Raw genomic sequence first — 23,807 nt, forward strand, 5'->3', positions numbered from 1 at the left:
CTAACCTGCAGATGCCGGATATAAGCCTGCAACCAAATCCTCGTCTAACATCACAGCGATATTACCTTGCAAGCCGGGCGGCGTTCATATAAGCGCCTTGGGTGCGAACAAGCGAGTTTCCAACTTGTAGCCGTGGCGCGAGCCGGAGGGCCGAAACTGCTTCGGCATCCCCAATATGTTTCAGCGGTTACGTTTTGTCACCAGAGCGACGTCAACTCCTGTCTTCCCGTCAACGTTAAACCGGCAGCGCTGAAACATTTCAGCCGCGACACAAGAATCAACCGGTTAAAACCAGGAGTTAAACCATGAAGACGCTTTTCGCCGCTCTCGCTTCCGCTCTGCTCGTGTCGACCGCTTTCGCTCAAACGGCCGCACCGTCCGCCGCGCAGCCCGCGCAAACGCAACCCGCCGGCCAGGCGAACCTGAAAGCGAGCACCGCCGTTCAAACGGGCGCCACGGACGACAGCGCCGCAGCAACGAAGGCGCCGGCCAAAGCCACGACCAAAGCGCACGTGAAGAAGACGTCCGCCCATCACACGGCAAAAGCCCACAAGACCACGAAGAAGGCCGCGGCTGAAACGAGCGCCGCCACGACTAAGACGGAGGGCGCGAAAGAGGCCAGCAATGCCCCGGTAAAAGCCGACGGCGCAAAGACCGACACGACAAAAACGCAATAACACGTGATCGGTTTCGGCACGCACCGGCCAGGCATGTATAGGTAATCGAAGCCGAACTGTGCCGTTCAGGGAGGGCGAGTCATATGACTCGCCTTTTTTTATGCGCGGTTTTTTTCCAACGCACACCCCAATTTTTGCACCGCGTTTACCCGCAGGCGTCTAATCTCGAACTGTCTTGATCAACCATGGCGTCGACGAACGCCGCATCACATGGCTCTCACGCAAGCAATCGACAGTTTCGCTATTCACCCGCTCAACGAGCCGCACGTTCGGCGCAACAACGTCATTCCCTTCCTCGCGGCACGCGTCCGCTTGCAGATAACTCTGCCTCATCGACCGCAGGAGCTCCCCGGCACCCAGCTTCGCGCCCTGCTCCATTCTCCTCTCGGTGTTTATGTCGTTGCCACGCAGGCGGTTCGCCAGGAAATTCGCGTGCAACTCGACATCGCTCCCGACGACCTCGACTTCACACTGCACACACTGATCTCGACACTTCCCGCCGCGATGATCGGACCGTTGAAGCGCCGCAGCGCGGCCGTGATGGCGCGTTAATCATGTTCTCAGGGTTCTGATCGACGCATTGCAGCGTCTCGCGGACTACTCGTCGCGATCAATCCCCCACGGGACTCAACTCAGCCAATGCCGCCAGCTTCTGCACATCGGCAATTTCGATTTCCGCATAACCGAGCTTCAGCGCGCCTTGCGTTTCGAACTGCTTCAGCACCTGGTTGATCGTTTGCCGGGACAGCGCCAGCATCATCGCGAGATCTTCTTGTGGGACTTTGAGCACGCGCCGCAATGCACCGGGCTCGCCGTAGCCGCCCGCCATCAATAACAAGCGGCGCGCCACGCGCTGCGCCGCGGGCAGCAATGCGGCCTCTTCGATCGCGTCGAAAGCAAGACGCAGTTTTTGCGTCAACAGCAGACCGAACAGATGCCAATAAGCGGGCGTGCGTTCCAGTAGCGCGACGAGTGCGGCGCGCGGCACATGAAACAGCTCGGAATCGCGTTCGGCATACGCGTCGTGGGTTCGCGGCCGGTTGTCGAACAGCGCGATCTCGCCGAACCAGTTCACCGGCTCGATGACGGCAAGCAAAGTCTCCTTACCCGCAGAACTGGCCGCGCCGATTCTCACCAGGCCGTCGAGCACGCAATAGACGCCATCGTCGGAATCGCCGCGCGTGAACAGCCGTTGCCCGGCGGCGAGCCGTTCGACACGTCCCGCTTCGATCAACTGCGCCTGCATGGCAGCCGGCGTCGAGCGAAACCACGCGCTGCGTCCCAGCAGCGCGGCAAGCTCATTCGATGGAAAACTCGCATTCATAGAACGGCGCTCGTGCCCGATTGTCGGCTACCCGATGGTTTCAAATTCCGCTGCCCGCGATTATGCTGACTTTGACAGAGGAGCGGCATCCATGAGAACGCTGACGCAACAGCTTACGCAATACGCGGCGTACCACCGTGACCGGCGCAATATCGCCACGCATTTCATCGGCATTCCGATGATCGTGCTGGCCCTGGCGGTATTGTTGAGCCGGCCCGCTTTCGTTGTCGGCGCGTGGCCGCTGACGCTATCGCCGGCGTGGGTTTTATTCGTCGCGGCCACGCTGTATTACCTCGTGCTCGACGTGCCGCTCGGCGCGATGATGGCCTTCGTGTCCGCGCTCTGCGTCGCGTTCGGCCGGTGGACAGCCACACAATCCACGTTGATGTGGCTCGTGATCGGCGTCGGGCTTTTTCTGGTCGGCTGGGTGTTTCAGTTCATCGGGCATGTTGCCTACGAACATCGCAAGCCTGCCTTTGTGGATGATGTGATCGGCCTGCTGATCGGACCGCTGTTCGTGCTGGCCGAAGCGTTGTTCGGCTTCGGCTGGCGGCCCGCACTGCGCGCAGCGATCGAAGCGCAAGCCGGTCCGACGCGTCTCAACGCGGACCGTACGGCGGCGCATCGCTAGAGCGCGCCGCCGCTTCGTCGAAGGCTCATTCGCCGCGGCGCGGCCCGCTCAGTTCGGTGCGAGACGAATGAGGCGCACGCTATGCAATGCCGTCAGCGCGACCGCGATCCAGATGGGAACGTAGGTCGCCAACTGCGCGACGCTCAGCGTTTCACCTAGCAACGTAATCGAGATCAGCACCAGCAACACCGGTTCGACATAGCCGAGGATGCCGAACAACGCGACCGGCAACAACCGGCTCGCCTTGAGATACGACGCCAGCGCAATGGTGCTCAGCGCGCCGAGGCCCGGCAACAGTAGCCACCACCGATCCGGATGGCCAGCGATCATCGCCAGCGAGCCGCCGTTGAAAACCAGCACGATTGCCGGCGGCAACAGTAGCGCCATTTCCACGGTGAACATCGCGAGCGAGTCGTGATTGATCTTGCGACGCAAAACGAAATACGGCGGATAGCCGAGCGAAACCAGCAAGGTCGGCCATGAAAATGCGCCCGTCACCCACAGTTCATGGCCGACACCGATCGCCGCGCACGCAACAGCGAGCCACTGCAAACGGTCCAGACGCTCGTGATAATAAAAGCGCCCGACAAGCACCATCGCCAGCGGAAGGAGAAAATAACCGAGCGAGACTTCGAGCATTCGGCCATGTAGAGGCGCCCACAGAAACACCCACAGTTGCGCGCCAAGCAACGCCGCGCTCACGATCATCGCCAAGCCGAGTTTCGGGGCGGTCACCATGCGGTAAAGAAGCTGCCGCAGAATGGGCAGGCGCTTTCTCAACGCCACCAGCAACAGCGCGCCCGGCACGGTCAGGACGACACGCCAGGCGAAAATGTCGAGGCCGCTTAGCGGCGCGAGCAGGGTTGCGTAAGCGGACAGTAATGCAAACGTCGTGGTCGCGCACACCGACAACGCGATACCGGCGCGTGCGCGGGCGAGGTTGTTTGCAGTGCAGCATGCAGCCGCCCGGCATTCGTTGTTGTCATTGGAAATGGAATCTCATAAGCGCGCAGCGCGTGTCCGACACTGTATTTCTTGCTTTTGATAAACGATATGAAGGCGGCATTCTAGACGGGTTATCCGTTCGCGGCTCCGCGTAGGTGCCGCGCGCTGTCAACAATCAGCTGAAATTATTCCGTGCGCATCACGCGTCGATGGACTAGAACATAACTTCATGTGCGGCCAACAACCCGGTCTTTTCACCGGCAACGCCCCACATCATTTCGCGCCAAGCGGCTGAAGCGCGAATCTTGCTAGCTAGTCTTGCGACGCTGCTTGCATTACCGTTCGCAACGCCCCCGAAGGACGTCCCCTTGGGGACAGCATGTGCAGCATCCCTGAGCCAGGCCGGCGATGACAGTCCTACGGACCGAGCCCGACCTTCTTCTCCACGGCACGCCTCAACTGCGTTCATCACGCGTGCCGCCGCCCGGCAGCATCGCGCTCACCGAATGTGACTACTGGAGCCAGCATGACCCAGCCAGCCCTATCGCATGACGCATCGCCCGACCTACGCTCCGCCTTTGCCGCCGACGTTCGCGCCGGCCTCACCCATACGCCGCAGAAAGAGCTGCCGTCCAAGTATCTGTATGACGAAGTGGGCTCCGCGCTGTTCGAAGTGATTACCGTGTTGCCCGAATACGGCGTGACGCGCGCCGAGGAACGCCTGCTTACCAAACACGCCGCGGACATCGTCGCGCACCTGCCACACGACGTGACGGTCGCCGAACTCGGCAGCGGCAGCGGCCGTAAAACACGGCGCATTCTGGAAGCGCTGTGTAAAAAGCGCCCTACTTCTTACTGTCCGATTGAAATTTCGCGCAGTGCATTGCAGTTGTGCAGGCGCGAACTCGGCGACATCGAGCGCATTTCGATTGTCGGTTATGAACGCGATTACCTGGCCGGCCTTGCTGAAGTGAGCAAGCAGCGCGCGTCGGACGAGCGGTTACTTGTGCTGTTTCTTGGCAGTACGATCGGTAATTTCGGCAGACTCGCGGCAACACGTTTCCTGCGCGATATCCGCAACATGCTCGCTCCCGGCGACGCGTTGCTGCTCGGCACGGACCTGATCAAGCCGACGCCCGTCCTGGTGGCCGCCTATGACGACTCGATCGGCGTCACCGCGTCGTTCAATCTGAACCTGCTGGCGCGCATCAATCGCGAACTCGACGGCGACTTTCCGCTCGAGGCGTTCGAGCACGTCGCGCGCTTCAACCCGGACGCGCGCAGCATCGAAATGCATCTGCGAGCCAAGCGCGACATCACCGCCCACGTGGGCGCGGCGCAATTGACGGTGTCGCTCAAGGCGGGCGAGACGATCTGGACCGAGAGCAGCCACAAATATCGCGCGGAAGAAATGCCCGCGATTGCCGACGACGCCGGCTTCCTGTGCAGTCATCAATGGATCGAAGACGAATGGGGCTTTGCGGAGAGCCTGCTGCTGGCGCGTTGAGCGCGCTGGGCCGCTGACGGAAGCACGGTCACGCAAACACGGCAAGGCGGCGCGCCATCGCGCATGATGGCGCACCGCCTTTTATTTTGCGTGATTCGCGCGTTCTACGTGCTGCCGCTCAGTGCTGCTCGAAACGTTCGTAGCGCTTTTCGGTCGCGCGCTCTTCGCCGGCCACCTCGGTCACGCGCGCCGCCGGCGGCCCGTGACGCAACCACGACAGCATCCGGTCGACCTGGTTGGCCGAGCCCTGCAACATCGCTTCGACAGAGCCGTCGTCGAGATTCGCCACCCATCCCTTGATACCGAGCGCATGCGCCTGCCGCACGGTCGCGTGGCGAAAGCCGACGCCCTGCACGGTGCCGCGCACGCGCACGTAATACGTTTCGATCCGCTGATCCAGATCCGGGGCCATGCCGTCCTCTCTTCGCATACTTTCAAGCCGGCATTCTAGTCGCGTCCCGGCGAGCTTGCTCGGCAAAGCGCGCATCTGATTGTTCGCATGGGACCGCCGGCGCGACACACGGCGCGCGCGCCACGTACAATCCGTCGACTGTCACGCGGGAAATGGAAACAGAATGACCGAACAGAATCGCGATCTCGTGCTCGTGACCGGCGCCTCCGGCTTCGTCGGCTCGTCGGTGGCGCGCATCGCGCAACAGAAGGGTTTCAAGGTGCGCGTGCTGGTGCGCGCCACCAGTCCGCGTCAGAACGTCGAGTCGCTGGACGCGGAAATCGTGATCGGCGATATGCGCGACGAAGCGTCGATGCGCCACGCACTGCGCGGCGTGCGCTATCTGCTGCACGTGGCCGCCGACTATCGGCTGTGGGCGCCTGACCCGAGCGAGATCGAGCGCTCGAACCTCGAAGGCACCGAAGCGACCATGCGCGCGGCGCTGAAGGAAGGCGTCGAGCGCATTGTCTACACGAGCAGCGTGGCCACGTTGAAAGTGACCAGTTCCGGCCAGTCCGCCGACGAAACCTCGCCGCTCAAAGCCGATCAGGCGATTGGCGTGTACAAACGCAGCAAGGTGCTGGCCGAGCGCGCGGTGGAGCGGATGATCGCCGAAGACGGCTTGCCGGCGGTAATCGTCAATCCCTCCACGCCGATCGGACCGCGCGACGTCAAGCCGACGCCGACGGGACGCATCATCGTGGAAGCGGCGCTCGGCAAGATTCCGGCGTTCGTCGACACGGGCCTGAATCTCGTGCACGTGGATGACGTCGCGGCCGGCCATTTCCTCGCGCTCGAACACGGCAAGATCGGCGAGCGCTATATTCTCGGCGGCGAAAATCTGCCGCTTCAACAGATGCTCGCGGATATCGCGGCGCTGACCGGCCGCAAGGCACCGACGCTGAGTCTGCCGCGCTGGCCGCTCTATCCGCTGGCCATGGGTGCCGAAGCAGTCGCCAAGATCACGAAACGCGAACCGTTCGTCACTATCGACGGCTTGAAAATGTCGAAGAACAAGATGTACTTCACGTCGGCGAAAGCGGAACGTGAACTCGGCTATCGCGCGCGGCCTTATCGCGAGGGCTTGAGCGACGCGCTCGACTGGTTCAGGCAAGCGGGCTATCTGAAGCAGTAATCTCTGCATGAACAAACGGCCTGTGTCCCGCAAGCCGGCTCGGCCGCAAGCATTTTGTTACAACGTCACTGTGTTAGCGACAGGTAAAAGCCTACGCGCAGCAGTTAAAATCGTGGGTCTTACCAGAGAAAAGCTCGCATGAATCTTCACGAACAGCTCGGCGCACTGGAAATGGGCGTCGATCAGCTCATTCAGGCTGTCGTGGCCCCGCTGGCCGAAAACATTCCCGAGACACCCGCAGAGAACGCCGCGCCGCCAGCGTCTGCATCCGCGGATCACGTCGCGTCCGAATCCAATGCGAATGCGGCTGAGACCGAGGCGGCCGTCGTCGAAGGCGAGGCGCCGGCCCCGCAGCTTCAGCCCACGCTCGAAATCAATCGCCCCGCGCAGAACGAGATCACCATGACGATCGGCGGCCAGACCGTCGCGTTGCGCGCGGAGCAGATCGGCCAACTGATCGAGGAACTGTCGAACGCGCGCGCGTCGATGACGCCGGAACCGCCGCCGGGCATTCCGCCAGGCTGGCGCTTCGTGTCCACCAAGAATCCGGTCATGGCGGTGCAGAAACAGTCGAACGGCGACCGTCTGCTGGTCATGCGCCACACCGGCCACGGCTGGGTGCCGTTCACGTTTTCGCCCGACATGGTGATCCAGCTTTACATGATGCTCACCAAGTAAAAAAGCGGCGCCCAATGAGCGCCGCTTTTGCATTCCTCCGCGATTTCCAACTCCGTTCGCTTCAGCGTTCCTGCACCGGCGCCTGAACCCGCGCCTTCCACTGTCCGCCCTTGCCGCGCCAATAACGCACCGCCGACGCAAACGTCGCGCCGACATAGAACAACGCGATCAGCGGCAGAAACGGCGCCCACAACGGCGAGCGGCGGTAATAGCTCAGCATCGGCGCATACGCGCAGCACATGGCGGCCCACGCGAGCCACGCGGGCCAGCCTGTCGGACCGAGCACCAGCGCGGCGACCGGCGGCATCAGATAGATGATCGTCATGCCGGCCAACGTGCCCGCCAGCAGCAGCGGCGAGTAGCGCAGCTGCGTGAAAGCCGTGCGCGCGATCATATTCCAGATCTCACGCCAGCTATCGTACGGACGCAGCGACACGCTGCGCGCCGCCACATCCAGCCGGATCGGATGACGCCCCGTGCCGCGATGCTTGATACGCGCGGCGAGGCTGCAATCGTCGATCAGCTCCGCGCGGATCGACTCGATGCCGCCTGCTTCTTCCAGCGCGCTACGGCGCACCAGCATGCAGCCGCCCGCGGCCGCCGCCGTCCGATTGCGCGGGTTGTTGACCCACGAGAACGGGTACAGCTTGGCGAAGAAGAATACGAAGGCGGGAATCAACGCCTTTTCCCAGAACGAATCGCAGCGCAGCCGCACCATCAGCGAGACGAGATCGCGCTGTTCCGCGTCGGCGCGCGCGACGAGTTGCGCGACCGCGTCGCCGGGATGGCCGATGTCGGCGTCGGTCAGCAGAAGATAGTCCGCGGACAAACCGAGCGTGCGCACGGCCTCGATACCTTGCGACTGTGCCCACACCTTGCCCGACCAACCGGGCGGCAGCGGCTTCGCGCTCAACACGGTCAGACGGTCCGGGCATTGCAACTGCAGGGCCGCGGCGCGTGCGGCGTCGGCGGTGCCGTCGGTGCTGTGGTCGTCGACGACGATCACGTGGAAGTCGCCCGCATAATCCTGCTGAAGCAGCGTGGTCACCGCCTCTGCGATCACATCGACTTCATTGCGGGCCGGCACCACGGCGGCCACGGCCGGCCACGTTGCGCGCGGCGCGATGGTCAGCGGCGCAGCAGGACGCGCGCGCCAGAAACCGCCGCGCGCGAACAGCAGCACACACCAGATCAGCAAGGAGAGACACGACAGAAGAAACAGGACCACCGCCATTAAGCATTACCCTCGATTGAACGCGCTTGCACGCCGACGCGACGCGACAGCCACATCACCACTGTGCGGGCCGCGACCACGCACCAGTCAAACGTATTGAGCACCGGCCGCTCGTGAAACACGTCGTAGCCCGCGCTCTCGATGCGTTCGAGAAAGCGTAGGCCGCCGTGAACGGCACCGCATAACTCGATGCCCAACCTGCCCGGAATCCGCAAGGCGAGCGGCGCGCCACGCACCAGCATCTCGCGCACGAACGACACTTCGTGCGCCATGAGCGCCCGCCAGTCTGCATCGGCGACTCCGCTGGCAATGTGCGCCTCGGTCACGTTGAAGCGCCGCATATCGGCGAGCGGCAGGTACACGCGGTCCTTTTTCCAGTCGGCGGCGACGTCCAGCCAGAAGCTGATCAACTGCGACGCCGTGCAGATCGCGTCGGCCTCGGCGAGATTCTCCGGCGTGGCCGCGTTGATCAGATGCAGCATCAGATGCCCGAGCGGGTTGGCCGAGTGACGGCAATAGTCGAGCAGCGCGGCGCGGTCGGCGAAACGGCCGGCGTCGATATCCTGGGCGCACCCCTGGAGCAGATCGTAGAACGGCGCGAGCGGCAGTTTATACTGCGTGACCACGCCGGCGAGCTTGTCGAACAACAGCGGATGGACTGGCGCCGCATGTTGTTCCGCTACCGCGTCGAGGCCGGCGCGGAAGTCGGCGAGACGGGCGTGCCGCTCGGTTGCGCTCCAATCGCCTTCGTCGGCAATGTCGCCCGCCGTGCGCACGACCTGATAGATAATGCCGATGGGCGCGCGCAGCGCCTTGGGCAGCAACACGCTCGCGACCGGAAAGTTTTCGTATTGATCGACGTCCATCCAGCGAGCCTCGAAACCCTTTTGTAATGCGGGCACCAGGCGCCGCGCGACTACGTAGTTTAAGGGTTCCGTCAAACCGCTGCAGCTTGCAATCATTACCGCTTCCGCATTGCCGTACCCGATGCTTGCCGCGCCGGGCGCCGGTTCCGCTGTTGTGACGCCCGACCGACAGCCGCCGGGCGCCGCCAAAGCAAAGCCCGGCTGATAGCGTTAGAATGCGCGTTTGGTTTTGCTGTACCGGCACGTCGCCGGGGCTCAAGACGTCAACTAATTAGATGATCGCGGCGATAAAGTCATAGTTACCGACTTCTTCGAAACCCGCGTCAGTCGGAGTTCGCCAACTTATGCGAGTCATCCTTGCTCAACCCCGCGGCTTTTGTGCGGGTGTTGTTCGCGCAATCGAGATCGTCGACCGCGCGTTGCAGCAACACGGCGCACCCGTGTATGTTCGCCACGAGATTGTTCACAATCGGCACGTGGTCGACAATCTGCGCCAGAAAGGCGCGCGCTTCGTCGAGGAACTCGATGAAGTGCCGCAAGGCGCCGTGGCGATTTTCAGCGCCCACGGTGTCGCTCAGACAGTTGAGCGCGATGCCGAAGCGCGCGGTCTCGACGTGCTTGACGCGACCTGCCCGCTGGTCACCAAAGTGCACGTGCAGGGGCGCCAGTATGTCGGCGCCGGCCGCACGCTGATACTGATCGGCCACGCCGGGCATCCGGAAGTGGAAGGCACGATCGGCCAGATTCCGGGCAAAGTGCTGCTGGTGCAGAGCGAGGCCGAGGTCGCGCATCTGGATCTGCCGCTCGACACACCGCTCGCTTATGTCACGCAAACCACTCTCTCGGTGGACGACACGCGCGGCATCATCGACGCGCTGCTGCGCCGCTTCACGGATATTGTCGGTCCGGATACGCGCGACATCTGCTACGCCACGCAAAACCGCCAGGCCGCGGTGCGCGAGTTGAGCAAGGAGGTCGACGTGCTGCTGGTGGTGGGCGCAACCAATAGTTCGAACTCGAACCGGCTGCGCGAGATCGGCAGCGAAAGCGGCGTGGCGAGCTATCTCGTCGCCGACGGTTCGGAAGTGAAGCCGGAATGGTTTGCGAACGTGCAGACCGTCGGCATCACGGCCGGTGCTTCGGCGCCGGAAGAGATGGTCAAGAACGTAATCGATGCGCTGAGCGCATTGGGGCCTGTCGATGTCACGACGATGGCGGGCCGTGAAGAAAAAGTCGAATTCAAGTTGCCATCGAAGCTGATGCAACCACTCGCTGCACGCGAAGTTTAAGGAGGACGTCTTGTCTATTCCGCTGCTACAGAAAGTCCGGGTCGGCGCATACATCATGCGTCAGCATATGTCCGGGAACAAACGCTATCCGCTCGCCCTGATGCTGGAACCGCTGTTCCGCTGCAACCTCGCCTGCAATGGCTGCGGCAAGATCGACTATCCGGATCCCATCCTGAATCAGCGTTTGTCGCTGCAGGAATGCCTTGAAGCCGTCGACGAATGCAATGCGCCGGTGGTCTCGATCGCAGGCGGCGAACCGCTGCTGCACAAGGAAATGCCGCAGATCGTGAAGGGCATCATGGCGCGCAAGAAGTTCGTGTACCTGTGCACGAACGCGCTGCTGATGGAAAAGAAGATGGACGACTACGAGCCGAATCCGTACTTCGTCTGGTCGGTTCACCTCGACGGCGACAAGCAGGCGCACGACCACTCGGTGTCGCAAGACGGCGTGTACGACAAGGCTGTCGCCGCCATCAAGGAAGCGAAGCGCCGCGGTTTCCGCGTGAACATCAACTGCACGCTGTTCAACGACGCCGTGCCGGAACGCGTCGCTGCGTTCTTCGACACGCTGGGCCCGATGGGCGTGGACGGCATCACTGTCTCGCCGGGTTACGCGTACGAACGCGCGCCGGATCAGCAGCACTTCCTGAACCGCGACAAGACCAAGCACCTGTTCCGCGAAATTTTCAAGCGCGGCAACAACGGCAAGAACTGGTCGTTCAGCCAGTCGAGCATGTTCCTCGACTTCCTGGCCGGCAATCAGACATACGAATGCACGCCGTGGGGCAACCCCGCGCGTACCGTGTTCGGCTGGCAAAAGCCGTGCTATCTGGTCGGCGAAGGTTACGTGAAGACCTTCAAGGAACTGATGGAAACCACGGACTGGGACAAGTACGGCACGGGTAACTACGAGAAGTGCGCGGACTGCATGGTGCACTGCGGTTTCGAAGCGACCGCCGTGATGGATACGGTCACGCATCCGCTGAAGGCGCTGAAGGTTGCCGTGCGCGGCCCGAAGACCTCGGGCGCGTTCACGAAGGACATTCCTTTGGATAAGCAACGTCCTGCCGAGTACGTCTTCTCCCGCCACGTCGAGATCAAGCTGGAAGAGATCAAGGTGTCGGGCAAGGGCAAGAAAGTGCAGACGGCGACGGCTGCAACCTAAGCGTCGAAGGGGCGGCCTCACGCCGTCCTTTGTCGTGTATGCAAAAAAAGCGCGGTGGCCATTCAGCCACCGCGCTTTTTTTTATGCCTTGTGCCTCACACGGTGCGACGTGTGGGCCGTTAACACGGCCCAGCGCTACCCAGCGCTACGCGCATTGTGAGCGGTCAAAAACTTGATCAGCCCGTCGATCCCGCCTTTGGCAATCTGATCGGCGAATTGCGTCTGATACACCTGGATCAGCCACGCGCCCATCATGTTGATGTCGTAGACCTTCCAGCCTGCGGCATCCTTAGTCATGCGATAGTCGATTGCGTCATCGCCGCCATTGCTCAGCACGTGCGATTGCACGACCACGTCTTTGGCGCCCGCCGGCACGTTGACCGGCGCGAATTTAAACTTTACGTCCTGGTCACGCAGTTGCGACAGCGAGGCCGCATAAGTGCGCGTGAGCAGCAGCGTAAACTGCTCGTACAGTTGCTTTTGCTGGTCGGGCGTCGCGGTGGACCAGGCCTTGCCGACCGCGATGCGCGTGGTGCGCTGAAAGTCCGTGGCCGGCAGGAAGCGCGACTCGACCAGTTGCGTGATCTTCGCCATGTCGCCGCCGCGCGCCTGCGGGTCAGCCTTCATGGCCGCCACCGTGCCCTCGACAGCACTTTTTACCACCGCGTCGGGCGCGCTTTGCGCATATGCCGCAGTGGACACCACGGCCGCAGCCAGAAAAGCAGACAGATAACGTTTCATACGTTCGACAGAACCTGAAAGAAGTAAGCGCCGCCGGGCTTGCAAGCACGCGGCGAAAGCAGGATAGACCAGTATACCGAGATTGCGTTCCCGCCCTGATGAGCGTGTGCGGGAGCCGCACTTGCTACCGAACCGGGGGCTCGCCGCTCCGTCTCTGTATACTTGTGCACTTTCGTCAAAAACAACAACCGTGATAAGGCCAATTTCGCCTACATGCTGAAGTCATCTATTGTCCGTCTCGTCGCCTATTCAGTGCGTCATCCAATGCGGATCGTCGCGCTATCGCTCGTGCTCGCCGTTCTGAGCGGTTTCTACGTTGCCTTTAACTTCAAGATCAACACGGACATCAGCCGTCTCATCGAGAACGACAAGCAATGGTCGGCGCTCGAACATGCCGTGGACGTGGCCTTCCCGGATCGCGGCCAAACCGTGCTGGTGGTCGTCGAAGCGCGCGCGCCGGAATTCGCCGACGCCGCCGCGCAAGCCCTGACCACCGCCCTCAAGGCCGATCCCAAGGAATTCGTAGCGGTTTCGCAGCCGGCCGGCGGCCCGTTCTTCGAACACAATGGCCTGCTGTTCCCGTCCCTCGACGAGGTCATGTCGACCACCTCGCAGTTGGTCCAGTCCCGCCCGCTCGTCAATGCCCTTGCCCACGACCCGAGCCTGACCGGCCTTGCCGGCACGCTGACCACGAGCCTGTTGCTGCCGCTTCAACTCGGCCAGGTGAAGCTCGGCGACATGAGCCATCTGCTGTCGCAAAGCGCGACCACGTTGGACCGCGTGCTGGCCGGCCAACCGGCCGCCTTCTCGTGGCGCGCTCTGGTCGACAAGAGCGCGGCCGCGGTGCCGGCACGCGCCTTCGTCATCGTGCAGCCGGTCGTGAACTACGATGCGCTCGAGCCGGGCGCGTCGGCGTCGAAGTCGATCCGCGACACCGCGGCCGCGCTGCACCTCGACTCGCGCTACGGCGCCACCGTCCGTCTGACCGGCGAACAGCCGCTCGCCGACGAAGAGTTCGCTTCGGTCAAGGACGGCGCGGTGCTCAACGGCATCGGCACCTTCATCGTCGTGCTGATCATTCTGTGGCTGGCGTTGCGCTCGGGCCGCATGATCGTCGCCGTGTTCATCACGCTGTTCGTCGGGCTCGCGATCACCGCGGCGCTCGGCCTGATGCTGGTGGGCGCGCTCAACATGATTTCGGTCGCCTTCATGGTGCTGTTCGTCGGGCTCGGGGTCGATTTCGGCGTGCAGTTCGGCGTCAAGTATCGCGAGGAGCGCAATCGCGACAACCGGCTTTCCGCTGCGCTGATGCACACGTCGCACAGTATCGGCGTGCCGCTCACGCTCGCCGCGGTCGCGGTCGCGCTGAGCTTCTTCTCGTTCCTGCCTACGGCTTACCGCGGCGTGTCCGAACTGGGTGAGATCGCGGGCGTCGGTATGTTCGTCGCGTACTTCACCAACATGACGCTGCTGCCGGCTCTGCTGAAAATCTTCCGGCCGCCCGGCGAAGCCGGTTCGCCAGGCTTCAAGCAGCTCGCCCCGGTCGACGATTTCCTCGCTCATCATCGCAAGCCGGTGCTGATCGGCACGCTGATTGTCGTGATCGGCGCCACGCCGTTGCTCACGCATCTGCGCTTCGACTTCAACCCGCTGCATTTGAAGGACCCGCATACGGAGTCGATGGCGACGTTGTTGTCGCTCAAGGATTCGCCGGAGGCCGCGGTCAACAATGTGCATGTGCTGGCGTCCTCGCTCGCCGACGCCGACCGCATAGCCGACCATCTGCGTACGTTGCCGGAAGTAGGCCGCGTCACCACACTCGACACCTTCGTGCCCGCCGATCAGCAACAAAAGCTGATGCTGATCGCAAGCGCCGCGCAGCAGCTATTGCCCGCCTTGCAGCAACAGCCCGCGCAACAGGCAACGGACGCCGTGCGCGTCGCCGCGCTCAAGCGCGCGTCGAACCAGCTCTCGCTCGCCGCCGACGATTACCCGGGGCCGGGCGCCGCTGAAGCCAAGCATCTGTCCGCCACGTTGCAGAAGTTGGCCGCCACCGATGCCGCCACGCGCGACCGCGCCGAAACTGCAATGTCGGACACGCTGCGCATCGCACTGAAGCAGTTGGCCAATCTGCTGCAACCCACCGAGATCACCCGCGAGAATCTGCCCAAGGAAATCTCCAAGGGCTGGGTCTCGAAGGACGGCCGCGCTCTCGTGGACATCGCGCCGAAGGTGAAACCCGGCACCGATCCGAACGACGACGTCATACTCGCGCACTTCGCCCACGCGGTGAAGAAAGCGGAGCCGGGCGCGATCGGCGGGCCGATTTCGATCCTGCATTCCGCCGACACCATCATCAAGGCGTTCCTGCAGGCCGCGGGCTACGCGCTCGTATCGATCGCAATTCTGCTGTGGATCGCGCTGCGGCGCGTCAGCGACATGTTGCGCACGCTGGTTCCGTTGCTGGTATCCGCACTCGTGACGCTCGAGTTGTGCGTGGTATTCGGCATGCCGCTGAACTTTGCGAATATCATCGCTTTGCCGCTGATGCTCGGCGTCGGCGTAGCGTTCAAGATCTACTTCGTGATGGCGTGGCGCCACGGTCAGACCGGCCTTCTGCAGTCGAGCCTGACGCACGCTGTGCTGTTCAGCGCGGCGACCACGGCGACCGCGTTCGGCAGCCTCTGGCTGTCGCACCATCCGGGAACGTCCAGCATGGGGCGCTTGCTGGCGCTCTCGCTGTTTTGCACACTGGTCGGCGCAGTGGTGTTTCAACCCGTGTTGATGGGCAAGCCGCGCTCACGTCGCGCGAAGCAAAAAGGAATATAAGCATGAAGCTGCGTAACGCCGCGCTGGCGCTCGTCGCCACCGGTTTGATCTCCGGCTGCGCCACCGGCCCCGACCGCAAACCCGGCGACCCGTTCGAACCGATGAACCGGGCCGTGTTCAGTTTCAACGACGGCGTGGATCGCTACGTCGCTGTTCCGGTGGCGAAGGGTTACCAGAAGGTGACGCCGCAACCATTGCGCACCGCCGTCAGCAACTTCTTCTCGAATCTTGGCGATCTGACCAACGCCGCGAACGCGCTGCTGCAGCTGAAGTTCACCGACGCGACCGAGGACTTCGTCCGTTTCGCGTTCAATTCGACTTTCGGCCTGGGCGGCCTGCTCGATTGGGCGACGCCTGCCGGGCTGCCCAAGCACCATCAGGATTTCGGCCTGACGCTGGGTCACTGGGGCATTCCGTCGGGTCCGTATCTGGTGCTGCCGCTGTTCGGGCCGAGCACGGTGCGTGACAGCATGGGGCTGATCGTCGACGTGAAGTTCAACCCGTTGAACTACATGGAGCCGGCGGTGCGCAATCCGCTCTACGTGCTGCAGTTCGTGAGCGTGCGTTCAGACCTGCTGGGCGCGTCGGACCTGCTGCAACAGGCTGCGCTGGACAAGTACTCGTTCGTGCGCGATGCCTATACGCAGCAACGCCGTGCCCGTCTGCGCGGCACGAGCGACAACGCGGCGCCGCTGCCGAACTATGACGACCAGGGCGATTCCGGCGCCTCGGAGGCACCCGCAGCCGGCGCGCCCGCTGCAGGGGCTTTGCCGAACTACGCGGATCCGGGCGACGCCGCGGAAGCGCCGAAGGCGGCCTCTGGCGCCGCCACGGGCGCACCGGCAGGCGTGCCCAACTACAGCGACCCAGGCGAAACGCCCGCGAGCGGCGCGGCAGGTTCGACGCCGACCGCACCGGCTGCCGTGCCCAACGGCGCTTCGGGCACGCCCGCACCGACGCCGCCCGCCGCGCCGGCCGAAGGCACGCAGCCGGCTTCAGCGCCGGTGACGCAATAAGTATTGGGGTTTGGACGGGGCGCCTCGAACGGGCGCCCTGTAAAGCCGGACTCGACGCTGGCACAGAAGCGGACGGGTTGACGCTTGCCGCTTCGGCGCACAACGCGCGCGACACGTTTCAGGCGATAGCCATGCGAAAAGCGCCCGCTTCCTCGATCGCACGCCGTGCGTGGACCAGCGAGAGGCGCGCCGCCCGGGCGTCGACGGCAAGCTGGATCAGCGCGCCGAGTTGTGAGGGTTGTCGCATCAATTCCCGCAGAATCGGCCCCAGCGCTGTGCTGCCGTCATCGCGCAGGCCGGCGGTTGCCGCGGACGGCAGCGTGCGCCACACCGGATCGACAATCGCGCGGCACACGGCAAACGGCACGCCGTGCGCGGCAGCCTTCGCCCCGGCGATATGCGATTCCATATCCACCCCCAGCGCGCCGTTCGAGCGATGCAGCGCGTCCTTATCGCCCGCGCTCACCAGAGGTGCGGTGACGGCCGCCATGAGACCGCGCCGCAAACGCGTAGAGAGCGGCCCAACGGCCAGTGCGGCCGCGAGCCTGTCCGACCATAGCCGATCGGTCGGGAGGCGCCCAAACGGCCCCTCGACGGCATCAGCGACGATCAGCGAGCCCGGCTCCAGATCCGGCGCCAAACCGCCCGCCGTGCCGAAACTCACGATACCCGAACAGCCGCGTTCGACCGCCGCGCTCAACGCGCGCTCCAGCAGATCGGCGCGCGCCGCGTAGACGACCTCGACACCTTCGCCGCGCGCGATGCGGGCTTCGAACGCCATGCCGGTCACCACGATCACCGGCAAGGGACTGCGGCCGTTATCGGCGGACAGGCTGGGGGCAAGCGGCATCCGTCACATCCCGACCGCGACGCGCGTGAGGCCGTTGCGCTTCAGATGACGGAAGCGCGCCAGCGCCCACAACGGGAAGAACTTGCGATAGCCGTGATAGCGCAGATAAAACACGCGCGGGAAACCGGTCGCGGTGAAACGGGTTTCGTCCCACAGGCCGTGCTCGCGCTGTTCGCGCTCCAGGTAGGCGACGCCGCGCGCCACCGCTTCGTGATTCACCTCGCCGGCCGCCATCAGACCCATCAGAGCCCACGCGGTTTGCGAGGCCGTGCTCGGCGCGCGCTCGTAGCCGTGGTAGTCGAGCTTGTAGCTCTCGCCGCCCTCGCCCCAACCGCCGTCTTCGTTCTGGATCGACAGGAGCCACTGCGCCGCGCGCTTCATGCGCGGGTCGTCGTGTGGCAGGCCGGCAGCGTTCAGCGAACACAGCGCGGTCCACGTGCCATAGATGTAGTTCAAGCCCCAGCGGCCATACCAGCTACCGTCCGATTCCTGCTCCTTCAGCATGTAGTCGAACGCGCGCTGGGCCGGCTCGCTGTTCTGCGGCAGCTCGCCGAGTTGCGCGAGCATCGACAGGCAGCGGCCCGAGACGTCCGCAGTCGGCGGATCGAGCAGGGCGCCGTGATCGGAAAACGGAATGTTGTTCAGGTAGTACTGCGTGTTTTCCGGTTCGAACGCGCCCCAGCCGCCATCGCTGCTCTGCATGCCGACCACCCATTCGCGAGCGCGTGCAATCGCTTCGCGATCGACGTCCGATTGCGTTACCGTTGCCGAGCGCTGCATTGCCATGGCGACCACCGCCGTATCGTCGACGTCCGGGTAATGCGCGTTGTTGTACTGGAACGCCCAGCCGCCCGGCCGCACATTCGGACGCCGCGAAATCCAGTCGCCGCGCACATCGAGAATCTGCAGCGGACGCAGCCAGGCGAGTCCGCGTTCGGCCGCCTGTTCAGCGTGCGCCTCGCCGGTTTCGAGCAGCGCATGCGCCGCGAGCGACGTATCCCACACCGGCGACAGACAGGGCTGGCAATATGCTTCGTCATCCTTGATAACGAGCAGCTTGTCGATCGACTGGCGGGCAATCGCGCGATTCGGATGATCGGCCGGGTAACCGAGCACGTCGTACATCATCACCGAATTCGCCATCGCCGGGAAAATCGCGCCGAGACCGTCTTCACCGTTCAACCGTTCATCGACGAAAGCCACCGCTTCGCGCACCGCGCGCTCGCGCGTCGCCTTCGGGAACAAACCGTCGACGGCGCGCAGCAGCACGTCCACGCCACTAAAAAACCGGAACCAGCCGACGTGCTGATGCGGCGCCCGATCGCGCGGACCGGTGTTGACCGGCGCACCGCGAAAGAGCTCGTCGATGCGCACACGGCGCGGGTTGCGCGCCACCGGCCGCTTCGCATTCAACACGAGCAGCGGCACGATCACCGTACGCGCCCAGTACGACACCTTCGACAGATGGAACGGGAACCACATGGGTAACAGCATGATCTCGACGGGCATCATCGGCACCGCGCGCCAAGACACCACGCCGAACAGCGCGAGCAGAATGCGCGTAAAGACGTTCACGGTTTCGGCGCCGCCGTGGGCGAGAATCGCCTCGCGCGCGCGCACCATGTGCTCGGCGTCGGCCGGATCGCCGATCATCTTCAGTGCGAAATACGCCTTCACGCTGGCGCTGATGTCGAGCGCGCCGTCGGTAAACAGCGGCCAGCCGCCGTCGGCCAACTGGATGCGGCGCAGATAGCGGGCGATCTTCTGTTCCAGTTCCACGTTCGGCGTTTCGCCGAGATAGTGGACCAGCAGCACGTATTCGGCGGGAATCGTCGCGTCGGCTTCGAGTTCGTAGACCCAGTGGCCGTCCGGCTTCTGCGCGGCGAGAATCGCATCGGTGGCGCGTCTGATCGCGGCGTCGAGCGACGCTGCGGGCGCTTCGCCCAAACTAGCCGGCGCGGGCGCGCTCGGCGCTGCGGGGGCGAAATCGGGCAAGACGGCGTCCAGCGGCTGGGCTTGAGATAAATCGTTCATCGGCGTTCCATCGGTTCATTCAGCAACGTATCCGCGGCCTTCTGGCCGGAGCGGATCGCGCCTTCAATCGTCGCGGGCAGGCCGGTAGCCGTCCAGTCGCCCGCGAGCATCAGGTTATTCCAGCGAGTGCGCGTGCCGGGCCGCCGCGTTTCCTGATCCGGCAGCGCGGCGAAGGTCGCACGTTTTTCCACGACGACTTGCCAGGCCGGCATCGGCGCGACCGGCAAACTGGCCGCCTGCGACACTTCGGCCCAGACGGTGGCGGCGAGGGCTTCATGCGGCGTGTCGAGCAGGCGCTCAGCGCCGTTCACGGTCACCGACAAGCGGCCTTCAAATGCGAACAGCCACTCTGCCGTGCCGTTGAGCAACCCGGTGACCTGCGGCAAACCAAACGGCGGCTCGACCGCGAAATGCACGTTGACGGTCGCCGCGAAGCGCGTCGGTGCGCGCAATCCTTGCACGAGGGTCTGCGCGATGTCCGGCGGCACCGCCAGAATTACGGCATGGTTCGCGTCGAGCGTGACGCTTTCGTCGGCGAAATGCAGCGTTTGCACGCGGCGGTTGTCGGCGGCAAAGACGATTCCGTCAAGGCGTGAACCCAGCCTGATCGCCGCGCCGCCATGTTGCAGCAGACGCAACGCCGGATCGACGAACGCGCTGCCCAGCCCGTTGCGCGCCACTAGCGGCCGGCACGCGAGGCCGCCGGCAAGCAGGGCTTCGCGCACCATGGCGCCCGTCAGTTCCGCCGACGCATCGCGCGGCTCGACGTTCAGCATCGCGTGAAACAGCGGCCGCAGCAGACGGTCCCACAACGGACCGTTGCAACGCATGGTCTGGGCGACGCTGCGTCCTGGTCTCGCCAACAGAAGCGGCGCGAGCGCCAGATAATCGCCCGGCCCGGTGTTAGGTACGCGCGCGTTCGGGTCGAAGACCCACCATGGCAGATGTCCCGGCGACAGGCGCACGGTCCAGCGCGCCCGCGTGGCCAGATCCACGAACGGATACTCGGGCTGGGACGGGCCGACCAGTTCGTCGGCGGCGCCGATCGCCCGCGCGTAGTTGAGCGTCGCGGCATTGCCCGACACCACCATGTGGTTGCCGGTGTCGAGCGTCGAGCCCAGCTTGGCATCGTAGTACGAACGGCAACGGCCGCCCGCCTGAGCAGCCGCTTCATGCAGCACGACGTGCGCGCCGCGCCGCTGCAGCTGCACTGCGGCGGCCAGGCCGGCAAGGCCTGCGCCGACCACATGTACGAGCTTTCGCATCAGTTCAGAAGAGCGCGTAACGCGCGACGATCCACAGCATGCGGAGCTTCGGCTTGCTGACCTTCGTGCGCGGAATGTCGAAGCCGCGTTCCAGCGTCCGTTCGAGCAGCAGGCGATACACGCCCGACATGATGCGCGGCGCGCGCACATGGTTGCGCGGCTCGCGGTCCATGATCGCGTCGGAGGCGGCGAAGTGCTCCTTGGCCCGCTCGGCGAGCGTGGCGCACACGCGCGGCAGCGACGGGTCGTCGGCGATCTGCGTGGGATTCGTCACGGCGATGCCTTCGCGCGCCAGCAATTCGTGCGGCAGATAGCAGCGGTTGATGCCGGCGTCTTCGTCGATATCGCGCAGGATGTTGGTGAGCTGCAGCGCGCGGCCCAGATGATGCGCGAGCAAACGGCCGGGCTCTTCCTGCATCCCGAATATCCTCACCGATAGACGGCCCGCCGCGCTGGCGACGCGGTCGCAATAGAGGTCGAGCGTCGCTTCATCGGGGGCGCAGATGTCTTCGGCGGCGTCCATCGCCATGCCGTCGATCATCGCGTGGAAATCTTCGCGCTGCAGGTGAAACGTGTGAATGTGCCGCGTGAGCGCGCGCAGCGAAGCGCGCGGCGCGCCGGCGTAGCACGCGTCGATATCGGCCCGCCAACGCTCGAGCGCGGCGGCGCGTTCGGCGCGCGGCAGGTCGCTGTCGGCGATATCGTCGACGGCGCGGCAGAAAGCGTAGACCTGATACATCGCATCGCGCTGCGCGGCCGGCAGGATGCGCATGGCGAGATAGAACGAGCTGCCGGATGTGGCGGCAGCGGCGTCGATTTCTGTATCGTCCACGACAAGATTGGAAACAGCCAAGACGATCTCCGCTGGAGGCGCCCGCTGAAAGGCGTTCAAGAAGTTTGATGGCCACCCGCAGGGCTGGCGGCACGCGCGCGCGGACACGCGCGAAACGCCCGGCTGGGAGGCCGGAAACGGCGAAAAGTATATCAACGTTTGTGAGATGCCGCAGTTTCGTCGGCGGATATGGGGCCCGAAGGAAGCCTGGAGGCGGTGGGGCGGTGCGTCAGGCGGCTTGCAGCGCGGCCTGAAACGCGCCTCGTACGAGGTGCGAGGCCACTGCCGTGCGAGGTTGTCACACGAACGCGACCGAGCGGTTGCGACCTTGCCGCTTCGCGCTGTAGAGCGCGGCGTCGGCTTCGTTGATGAGCACATCGTACGACGACACGCCGACCCGCGCCGACGCACCGCCGACGCTCGCCGTCACCGGCACGCTGGTGCCCTGCACTTCGACCGGTGTGTCGGCGATCGTGCAGCGAATCTTTTCGGCGACGCGCATCGCGTCGTCGAGCGGCGTGCACGGCAGCAGCAACGCGAATTCCTCGCCGCCGAAGCGCCCGAAGGTATCCTGCGCCCGCACCACTTCGGCGACGCGCTGCGCCATCACGCGCAACACCGTGTCGCCGACACCGTGGCCGAACTGGTCGTTGATTTTCTTGAAGTGGTCGAGATCGAACAGCAGCACCGACATATCGCCGCCGTAGCGCTGCCAGCGCGTGTATTCGTCGTGCAGGCGCGCTTCGAAGAAACGGCGGTTGGCTATGCCCGTGAGGCCGTCGCGATCGGCATATTCCTGCAGCTTCGCAACCGCCTCCTCGCGTTCGCGCTGCACGATGCTCACGTGCGTGACGTCGGAAATGGTCACGCACACGGCCACCACTTCGCGCTCACGCATGAGCGGCATGAAGGTGCAGTCCTGCTGCATGAAATCGACGCCGCCGGTAATCGGCCGATCGTGATCGAACTTGAAAAGATACGGGCGCTGTTCCCACGAACTGAATGCAAAGCTGCCGAGTTGAAACACGCTTTCGATCTTGCGCGACAGCCACACGCGCGGCAGTTCCGGAAAATGCGTGAAGAGCGACTTGCCGACTACCTGATCCGGCGTCAGTCCGCTGTGATCCTGCATGAAGCGATTCCACATGAGCACGTTCATGTCGCGGTCCAACACGAAGATGCCGAAGCCGACACGTTCGACCACCAGATCGCTCAACGATTCCATAGGCGCGTTCATAGGCTCGACAGCAGCGCGTCGAGCGCGCTGTTCATGTGGCGAATCGATTCCTCGGCCATCAGCATGACGAGGTGCGCGCGGAAACTATGGTCTTCGAGCGCGAAATTCACTTCGACCAGCAAGGCCACTTCCCACTGCAGCACGCCCGGCTGAAAGACTTCGTCGAGCGTCATGGCTTCGCCGAGCAGACCCGGCGCGGAGAAGACCGGCGTGCGGCCGAGCTGGTCCAGAATGCACGACACGCAGGCGCCGGTCAGCACGTTGGCCACGTCGAACACCAGTTCGGTCTGGCTCACCGCCTCGTAAGCCGAGCGCGAATACGGATCGCTGACGAGTGCGCACAGTTGCTCGACGCTGTCGCTGCGGCAGATCACCAGTGCCTCGCCCTTGATATCGGAGCGGAAACCCTGACGCACCGCGCTCACCGTGTCCTTGATCCCGGTCATCTCCCGCAGCGTCTGCGCCGCCTCGCTGACCGCCACCACCTTCACGCGCGGCACCGACAATTCGATGAATGCATCGAGGAGTCCCGCCAGACGCGTCGCGGCCTGGCCCATCGCCAGATTGGCGACCTCCTGCAGCGCGTCGCGCTGATCTTCGTTGAGGACTGGCTCAGCCATGCAACCCGTACTCCTTGAGGATGGGTAGTAGCGCCTCCGGCGTCACGGGCTTCGCGATGAACGCCGCGGCGCCGAGCGCGCGCACGCGCGACTGGGCCATCGGCTGAACATCGGCGGAGACGACGATGACGAAGGTGTTCAGATCCTCGTGTTGCAGCGCTTCCAGCACCTGATAGCCGGTCATGTCCGGCATGGTCAGGTCGAGGAACATCACCGACGCCTTGCCCTCGCGATACAGAGCGAGCGCCTCGCGCCCGTTCGACGCGTAAGACACATCGACGTCCCAGCCCGGCGGCAATGCCTTGGTGAGCACTTTGCGGGCAAGCAATGAATCATCGGCGATCACAATAGGCAAAGGCATGGGCGGGTCGAAAAGCGGAATTAGCTCATTCGCGTTAACGGCGGATCGAGGCGGATTCTTTAGCGCGATGTCTGTCGGCCGGCGGCAAAGCGGGCTGAAGCTTGCTGAAATGCGGATTGC

The 23,807-nt window shown here is 63.9% G+C and carries 22 protein-coding genes; 9 read left to right on the forward strand and 13 right to left on the reverse strand.

Translation table 11 applies throughout. The annotated features are described in order from the left end of the window. Positions 1 to 305 precede the first annotated feature (305 nt). The gene (locus tag B0G73_RS13405; protein WP_106281452.1) at positions 306 to 677 is read left to right on the forward strand and encodes a hypothetical protein; all 372 of its coding nucleotides are present in this window, start codon (positions 306 to 308) and stop codon (positions 675 to 677) included. Between the two features lie 610 nt (positions 678 to 1,287). Here B0G73_RS13405 and B0G73_RS13415 read toward each other — a convergent pair. Beyond that, complete coding sequence (locus tag B0G73_RS13415) at positions 1,288 to 2,001, reverse strand: Crp/Fnr family transcriptional regulator (RefSeq protein WP_106281455.1); 714 nt, start codon at positions 1,999 to 2,001, stop codon at positions 1,288 to 1,290. A 91-nt stretch (positions 2,002 to 2,092) separates the two neighbouring features. Between B0G73_RS13415 and B0G73_RS13420 the strand changes: the two genes are divergently transcribed. Then, on the forward strand, positions 2,093 to 2,632 hold the full coding sequence (locus tag B0G73_RS13420) for a DUF962 domain-containing protein (RefSeq protein ID WP_106281457.1): 540 nt from the start codon (positions 2,093 to 2,095) through the stop codon (positions 2,630 to 2,632). 48 nt (positions 2,633 to 2,680) lie between these two features. Here the strand turns inward: B0G73_RS13420 and rarD are convergent, their stop codons facing one another. Next, the gene (rarD, locus tag B0G73_RS13425) at positions 2,681 to 3,550 is read right to left on the reverse strand and encodes an EamA family transporter RarD (RefSeq protein WP_106281459.1); all 870 of its coding nucleotides are present in this window, start codon (positions 3,548 to 3,550) and stop codon (positions 2,681 to 2,683) included. Positions 3,551 to 4,103: 553 nt separating this feature from the next. Between rarD and egtD the strand changes: the two genes are divergently transcribed. Then, the gene (gene egtD, locus B0G73_RS13430) at positions 4,104 to 5,084 is read left to right on the forward strand and encodes an L-histidine N(alpha)-methyltransferase (RefSeq protein WP_106281461.1); all 981 of its coding nucleotides are present in this window, start codon (positions 4,104 to 4,106) and stop codon (positions 5,082 to 5,084) included. Positions 5,085 to 5,202: 118 nt separating this feature from the next. Here the strand turns inward: egtD and B0G73_RS13435 are convergent, their stop codons facing one another. Then, entirely contained in the window at positions 5,203 to 5,496 is a 294-nt protein-coding gene (locus B0G73_RS13435) for an acylphosphatase (RefSeq protein WP_012428825.1), read from the reverse strand. A 163-nt stretch (positions 5,497 to 5,659) separates the two neighbouring features. Between B0G73_RS13435 and hpnA the strand changes: the two genes are divergently transcribed. Together hpnA and B0G73_RS13445 are read left to right on the forward strand one after the other, a co-directional pair. Beyond that, entirely contained in the window at positions 5,660 to 6,670 is a 1,011-nt protein-coding gene (gene hpnA, locus B0G73_RS13440; RefSeq protein WP_106281463.1) for a hopanoid-associated sugar epimerase, read from the forward strand. A 138-nt stretch (positions 6,671 to 6,808) separates the two neighbouring features. Next, the gene (locus B0G73_RS13445) at positions 6,809 to 7,348 is read left to right on the forward strand and encodes a hypothetical protein (RefSeq protein WP_106281465.1); all 540 of its coding nucleotides are present in this window, start codon (positions 6,809 to 6,811) and stop codon (positions 7,346 to 7,348) included. Between the two features lie 61 nt (positions 7,349 to 7,409). On the opposite strand, the gene B0G73_RS13450 is transcribed toward B0G73_RS13445, so the two are convergent. Continuing rightward, positions 7,410 to 8,582, reverse strand: coding sequence for a glycosyltransferase (locus B0G73_RS13450; protein WP_106281467.1), 1,173 nt, complete (start codon positions 8,580 to 8,582; stop codon positions 7,410 to 7,412). Then, entirely contained in the window at positions 8,582 to 9,448 is an 867-nt protein-coding gene (gene hpnC / locus B0G73_RS13455; protein ID WP_106281868.1) for a squalene synthase HpnC, read from the reverse strand. The genes B0G73_RS13450 and hpnC overlap by 1 nt, the downstream gene beginning before the upstream one ends. Positions 9,449 to 9,792: 344 nt before the next feature. Between hpnC and ispH the strand changes: the two genes are divergently transcribed. Continuing rightward, entirely contained in the window at positions 9,793 to 10,737 is a 945-nt protein-coding gene (gene ispH / locus B0G73_RS13460; protein ID WP_106281469.1) for a 4-hydroxy-3-methylbut-2-enyl diphosphate reductase, read from the forward strand. 10 nt (positions 10,738 to 10,747) lie between these two features. Then, a complete protein-coding gene (gene hpnH, locus B0G73_RS13465) occupies positions 10,748 to 11,902 on the forward strand; it encodes an adenosyl-hopene transferase HpnH (protein WP_106281471.1) in 1,155 nt (384 codons plus the stop codon). 135 nt (positions 11,903 to 12,037) lie between these two features. Here the strand turns inward: hpnH and B0G73_RS13470 are convergent, their stop codons facing one another. Continuing rightward, positions 12,038 to 12,643 carry a phospholipid-binding protein MlaC gene (locus B0G73_RS13470; protein ID WP_106281473.1) on the reverse strand — a complete coding sequence of 202 codons (606 nt, stop codon included), beginning with the start codon at positions 12,641 to 12,643 and terminating at the stop codon, positions 12,038 to 12,040. Between the two features lie 213 nt (positions 12,644 to 12,856). On the opposite strand from B0G73_RS13470, the gene B0G73_RS13475 reads away from it, so the two are divergent. Together B0G73_RS13475 and B0G73_RS13480 are read left to right on the forward strand one after the other, a co-directional pair. Then, on the forward strand, positions 12,857 to 15,472 hold the full coding sequence (locus tag B0G73_RS13475; RefSeq protein WP_106281870.1) for an MMPL family transporter: 2,616 nt from the start codon (positions 12,857 to 12,859) through the stop codon (positions 15,470 to 15,472). 2 nt (positions 15,473 to 15,474) lie between these two features. Then, complete coding sequence (locus B0G73_RS13480) at positions 15,475 to 16,488, forward strand: VacJ family lipoprotein (RefSeq protein WP_106281475.1); 1,014 nt, start codon at positions 15,475 to 15,477, stop codon at positions 16,486 to 16,488. Positions 16,489 to 16,606: 118 nt separating this feature from the next. On the opposite strand, the gene B0G73_RS13485 is transcribed toward B0G73_RS13480, so the two are convergent. The 7 genes from B0G73_RS13485 to B0G73_RS13515 form a co-directional block, all read right to left on the reverse strand. Further along, positions 16,607 to 17,338 carry a phosphorylase gene (locus tag B0G73_RS13485; RefSeq protein ID WP_106281476.1) on the reverse strand — a complete coding sequence of 244 codons (732 nt, stop codon included), beginning with the start codon at positions 17,336 to 17,338 and terminating at the stop codon, positions 16,607 to 16,609. A gap of 3 nt (positions 17,339 to 17,341) precedes the next feature. Beyond that, positions 17,342 to 19,372 (reverse strand): squalene--hopene cyclase, encoded by a 2,031-nt coding sequence (shc, locus tag B0G73_RS13490; protein ID WP_106281478.1) that lies wholly within the window; start codon positions 19,370 to 19,372, stop codon positions 17,342 to 17,344. Beyond that, on the reverse strand, positions 19,369 to 20,637 hold the full coding sequence (gene hpnE / locus B0G73_RS13495; RefSeq protein WP_106281479.1) for a hydroxysqualene dehydroxylase HpnE: 1,269 nt from the start codon (positions 20,635 to 20,637) through the stop codon (positions 19,369 to 19,371). The genes shc and hpnE overlap by 4 nt, the downstream gene beginning before the upstream one ends. A gap of 4 nt (positions 20,638 to 20,641) precedes the next feature. Further along, entirely contained in the window at positions 20,642 to 21,490 is an 849-nt protein-coding gene (gene hpnD, locus B0G73_RS13500; RefSeq protein WP_106281481.1) for a presqualene diphosphate synthase HpnD, read from the reverse strand. Between the two features lie 277 nt (positions 21,491 to 21,767). After that, positions 21,768 to 22,706 carry a diguanylate cyclase gene (locus B0G73_RS13505; protein ID WP_106281483.1) on the reverse strand — a complete coding sequence of 313 codons (939 nt, stop codon included), beginning with the start codon at positions 22,704 to 22,706 and terminating at the stop codon, positions 21,768 to 21,770. Beyond that, positions 22,703 to 23,326: a chemotaxis protein CheC gene (locus B0G73_RS13510; RefSeq protein WP_106281485.1), complete on the reverse strand. Its 624-nt coding sequence runs from the start codon at positions 23,324 to 23,326 to the stop codon at positions 22,703 to 22,705. Before B0G73_RS13510 ends, B0G73_RS13505 begins: the two co-directional genes overlap by 4 nt. Further along, the gene (locus B0G73_RS13515) at positions 23,319 to 23,687 is read right to left on the reverse strand and encodes a response regulator (RefSeq protein ID WP_106281486.1); all 369 of its coding nucleotides are present in this window, start codon (positions 23,685 to 23,687) and stop codon (positions 23,319 to 23,321) included. The genes B0G73_RS13510 and B0G73_RS13515 overlap by 8 nt, the downstream gene beginning before the upstream one ends. Positions 23,688 to 23,807: the final 120 nt, after the last annotated feature.

The sequence above is a fragment of the Paraburkholderia sp. BL25I1N1 genome (assembly GCF_003002025.1).
Classification (GTDB): Bacteria; Pseudomonadota; Gammaproteobacteria; order Burkholderiales; family Burkholderiaceae; genus Paraburkholderia.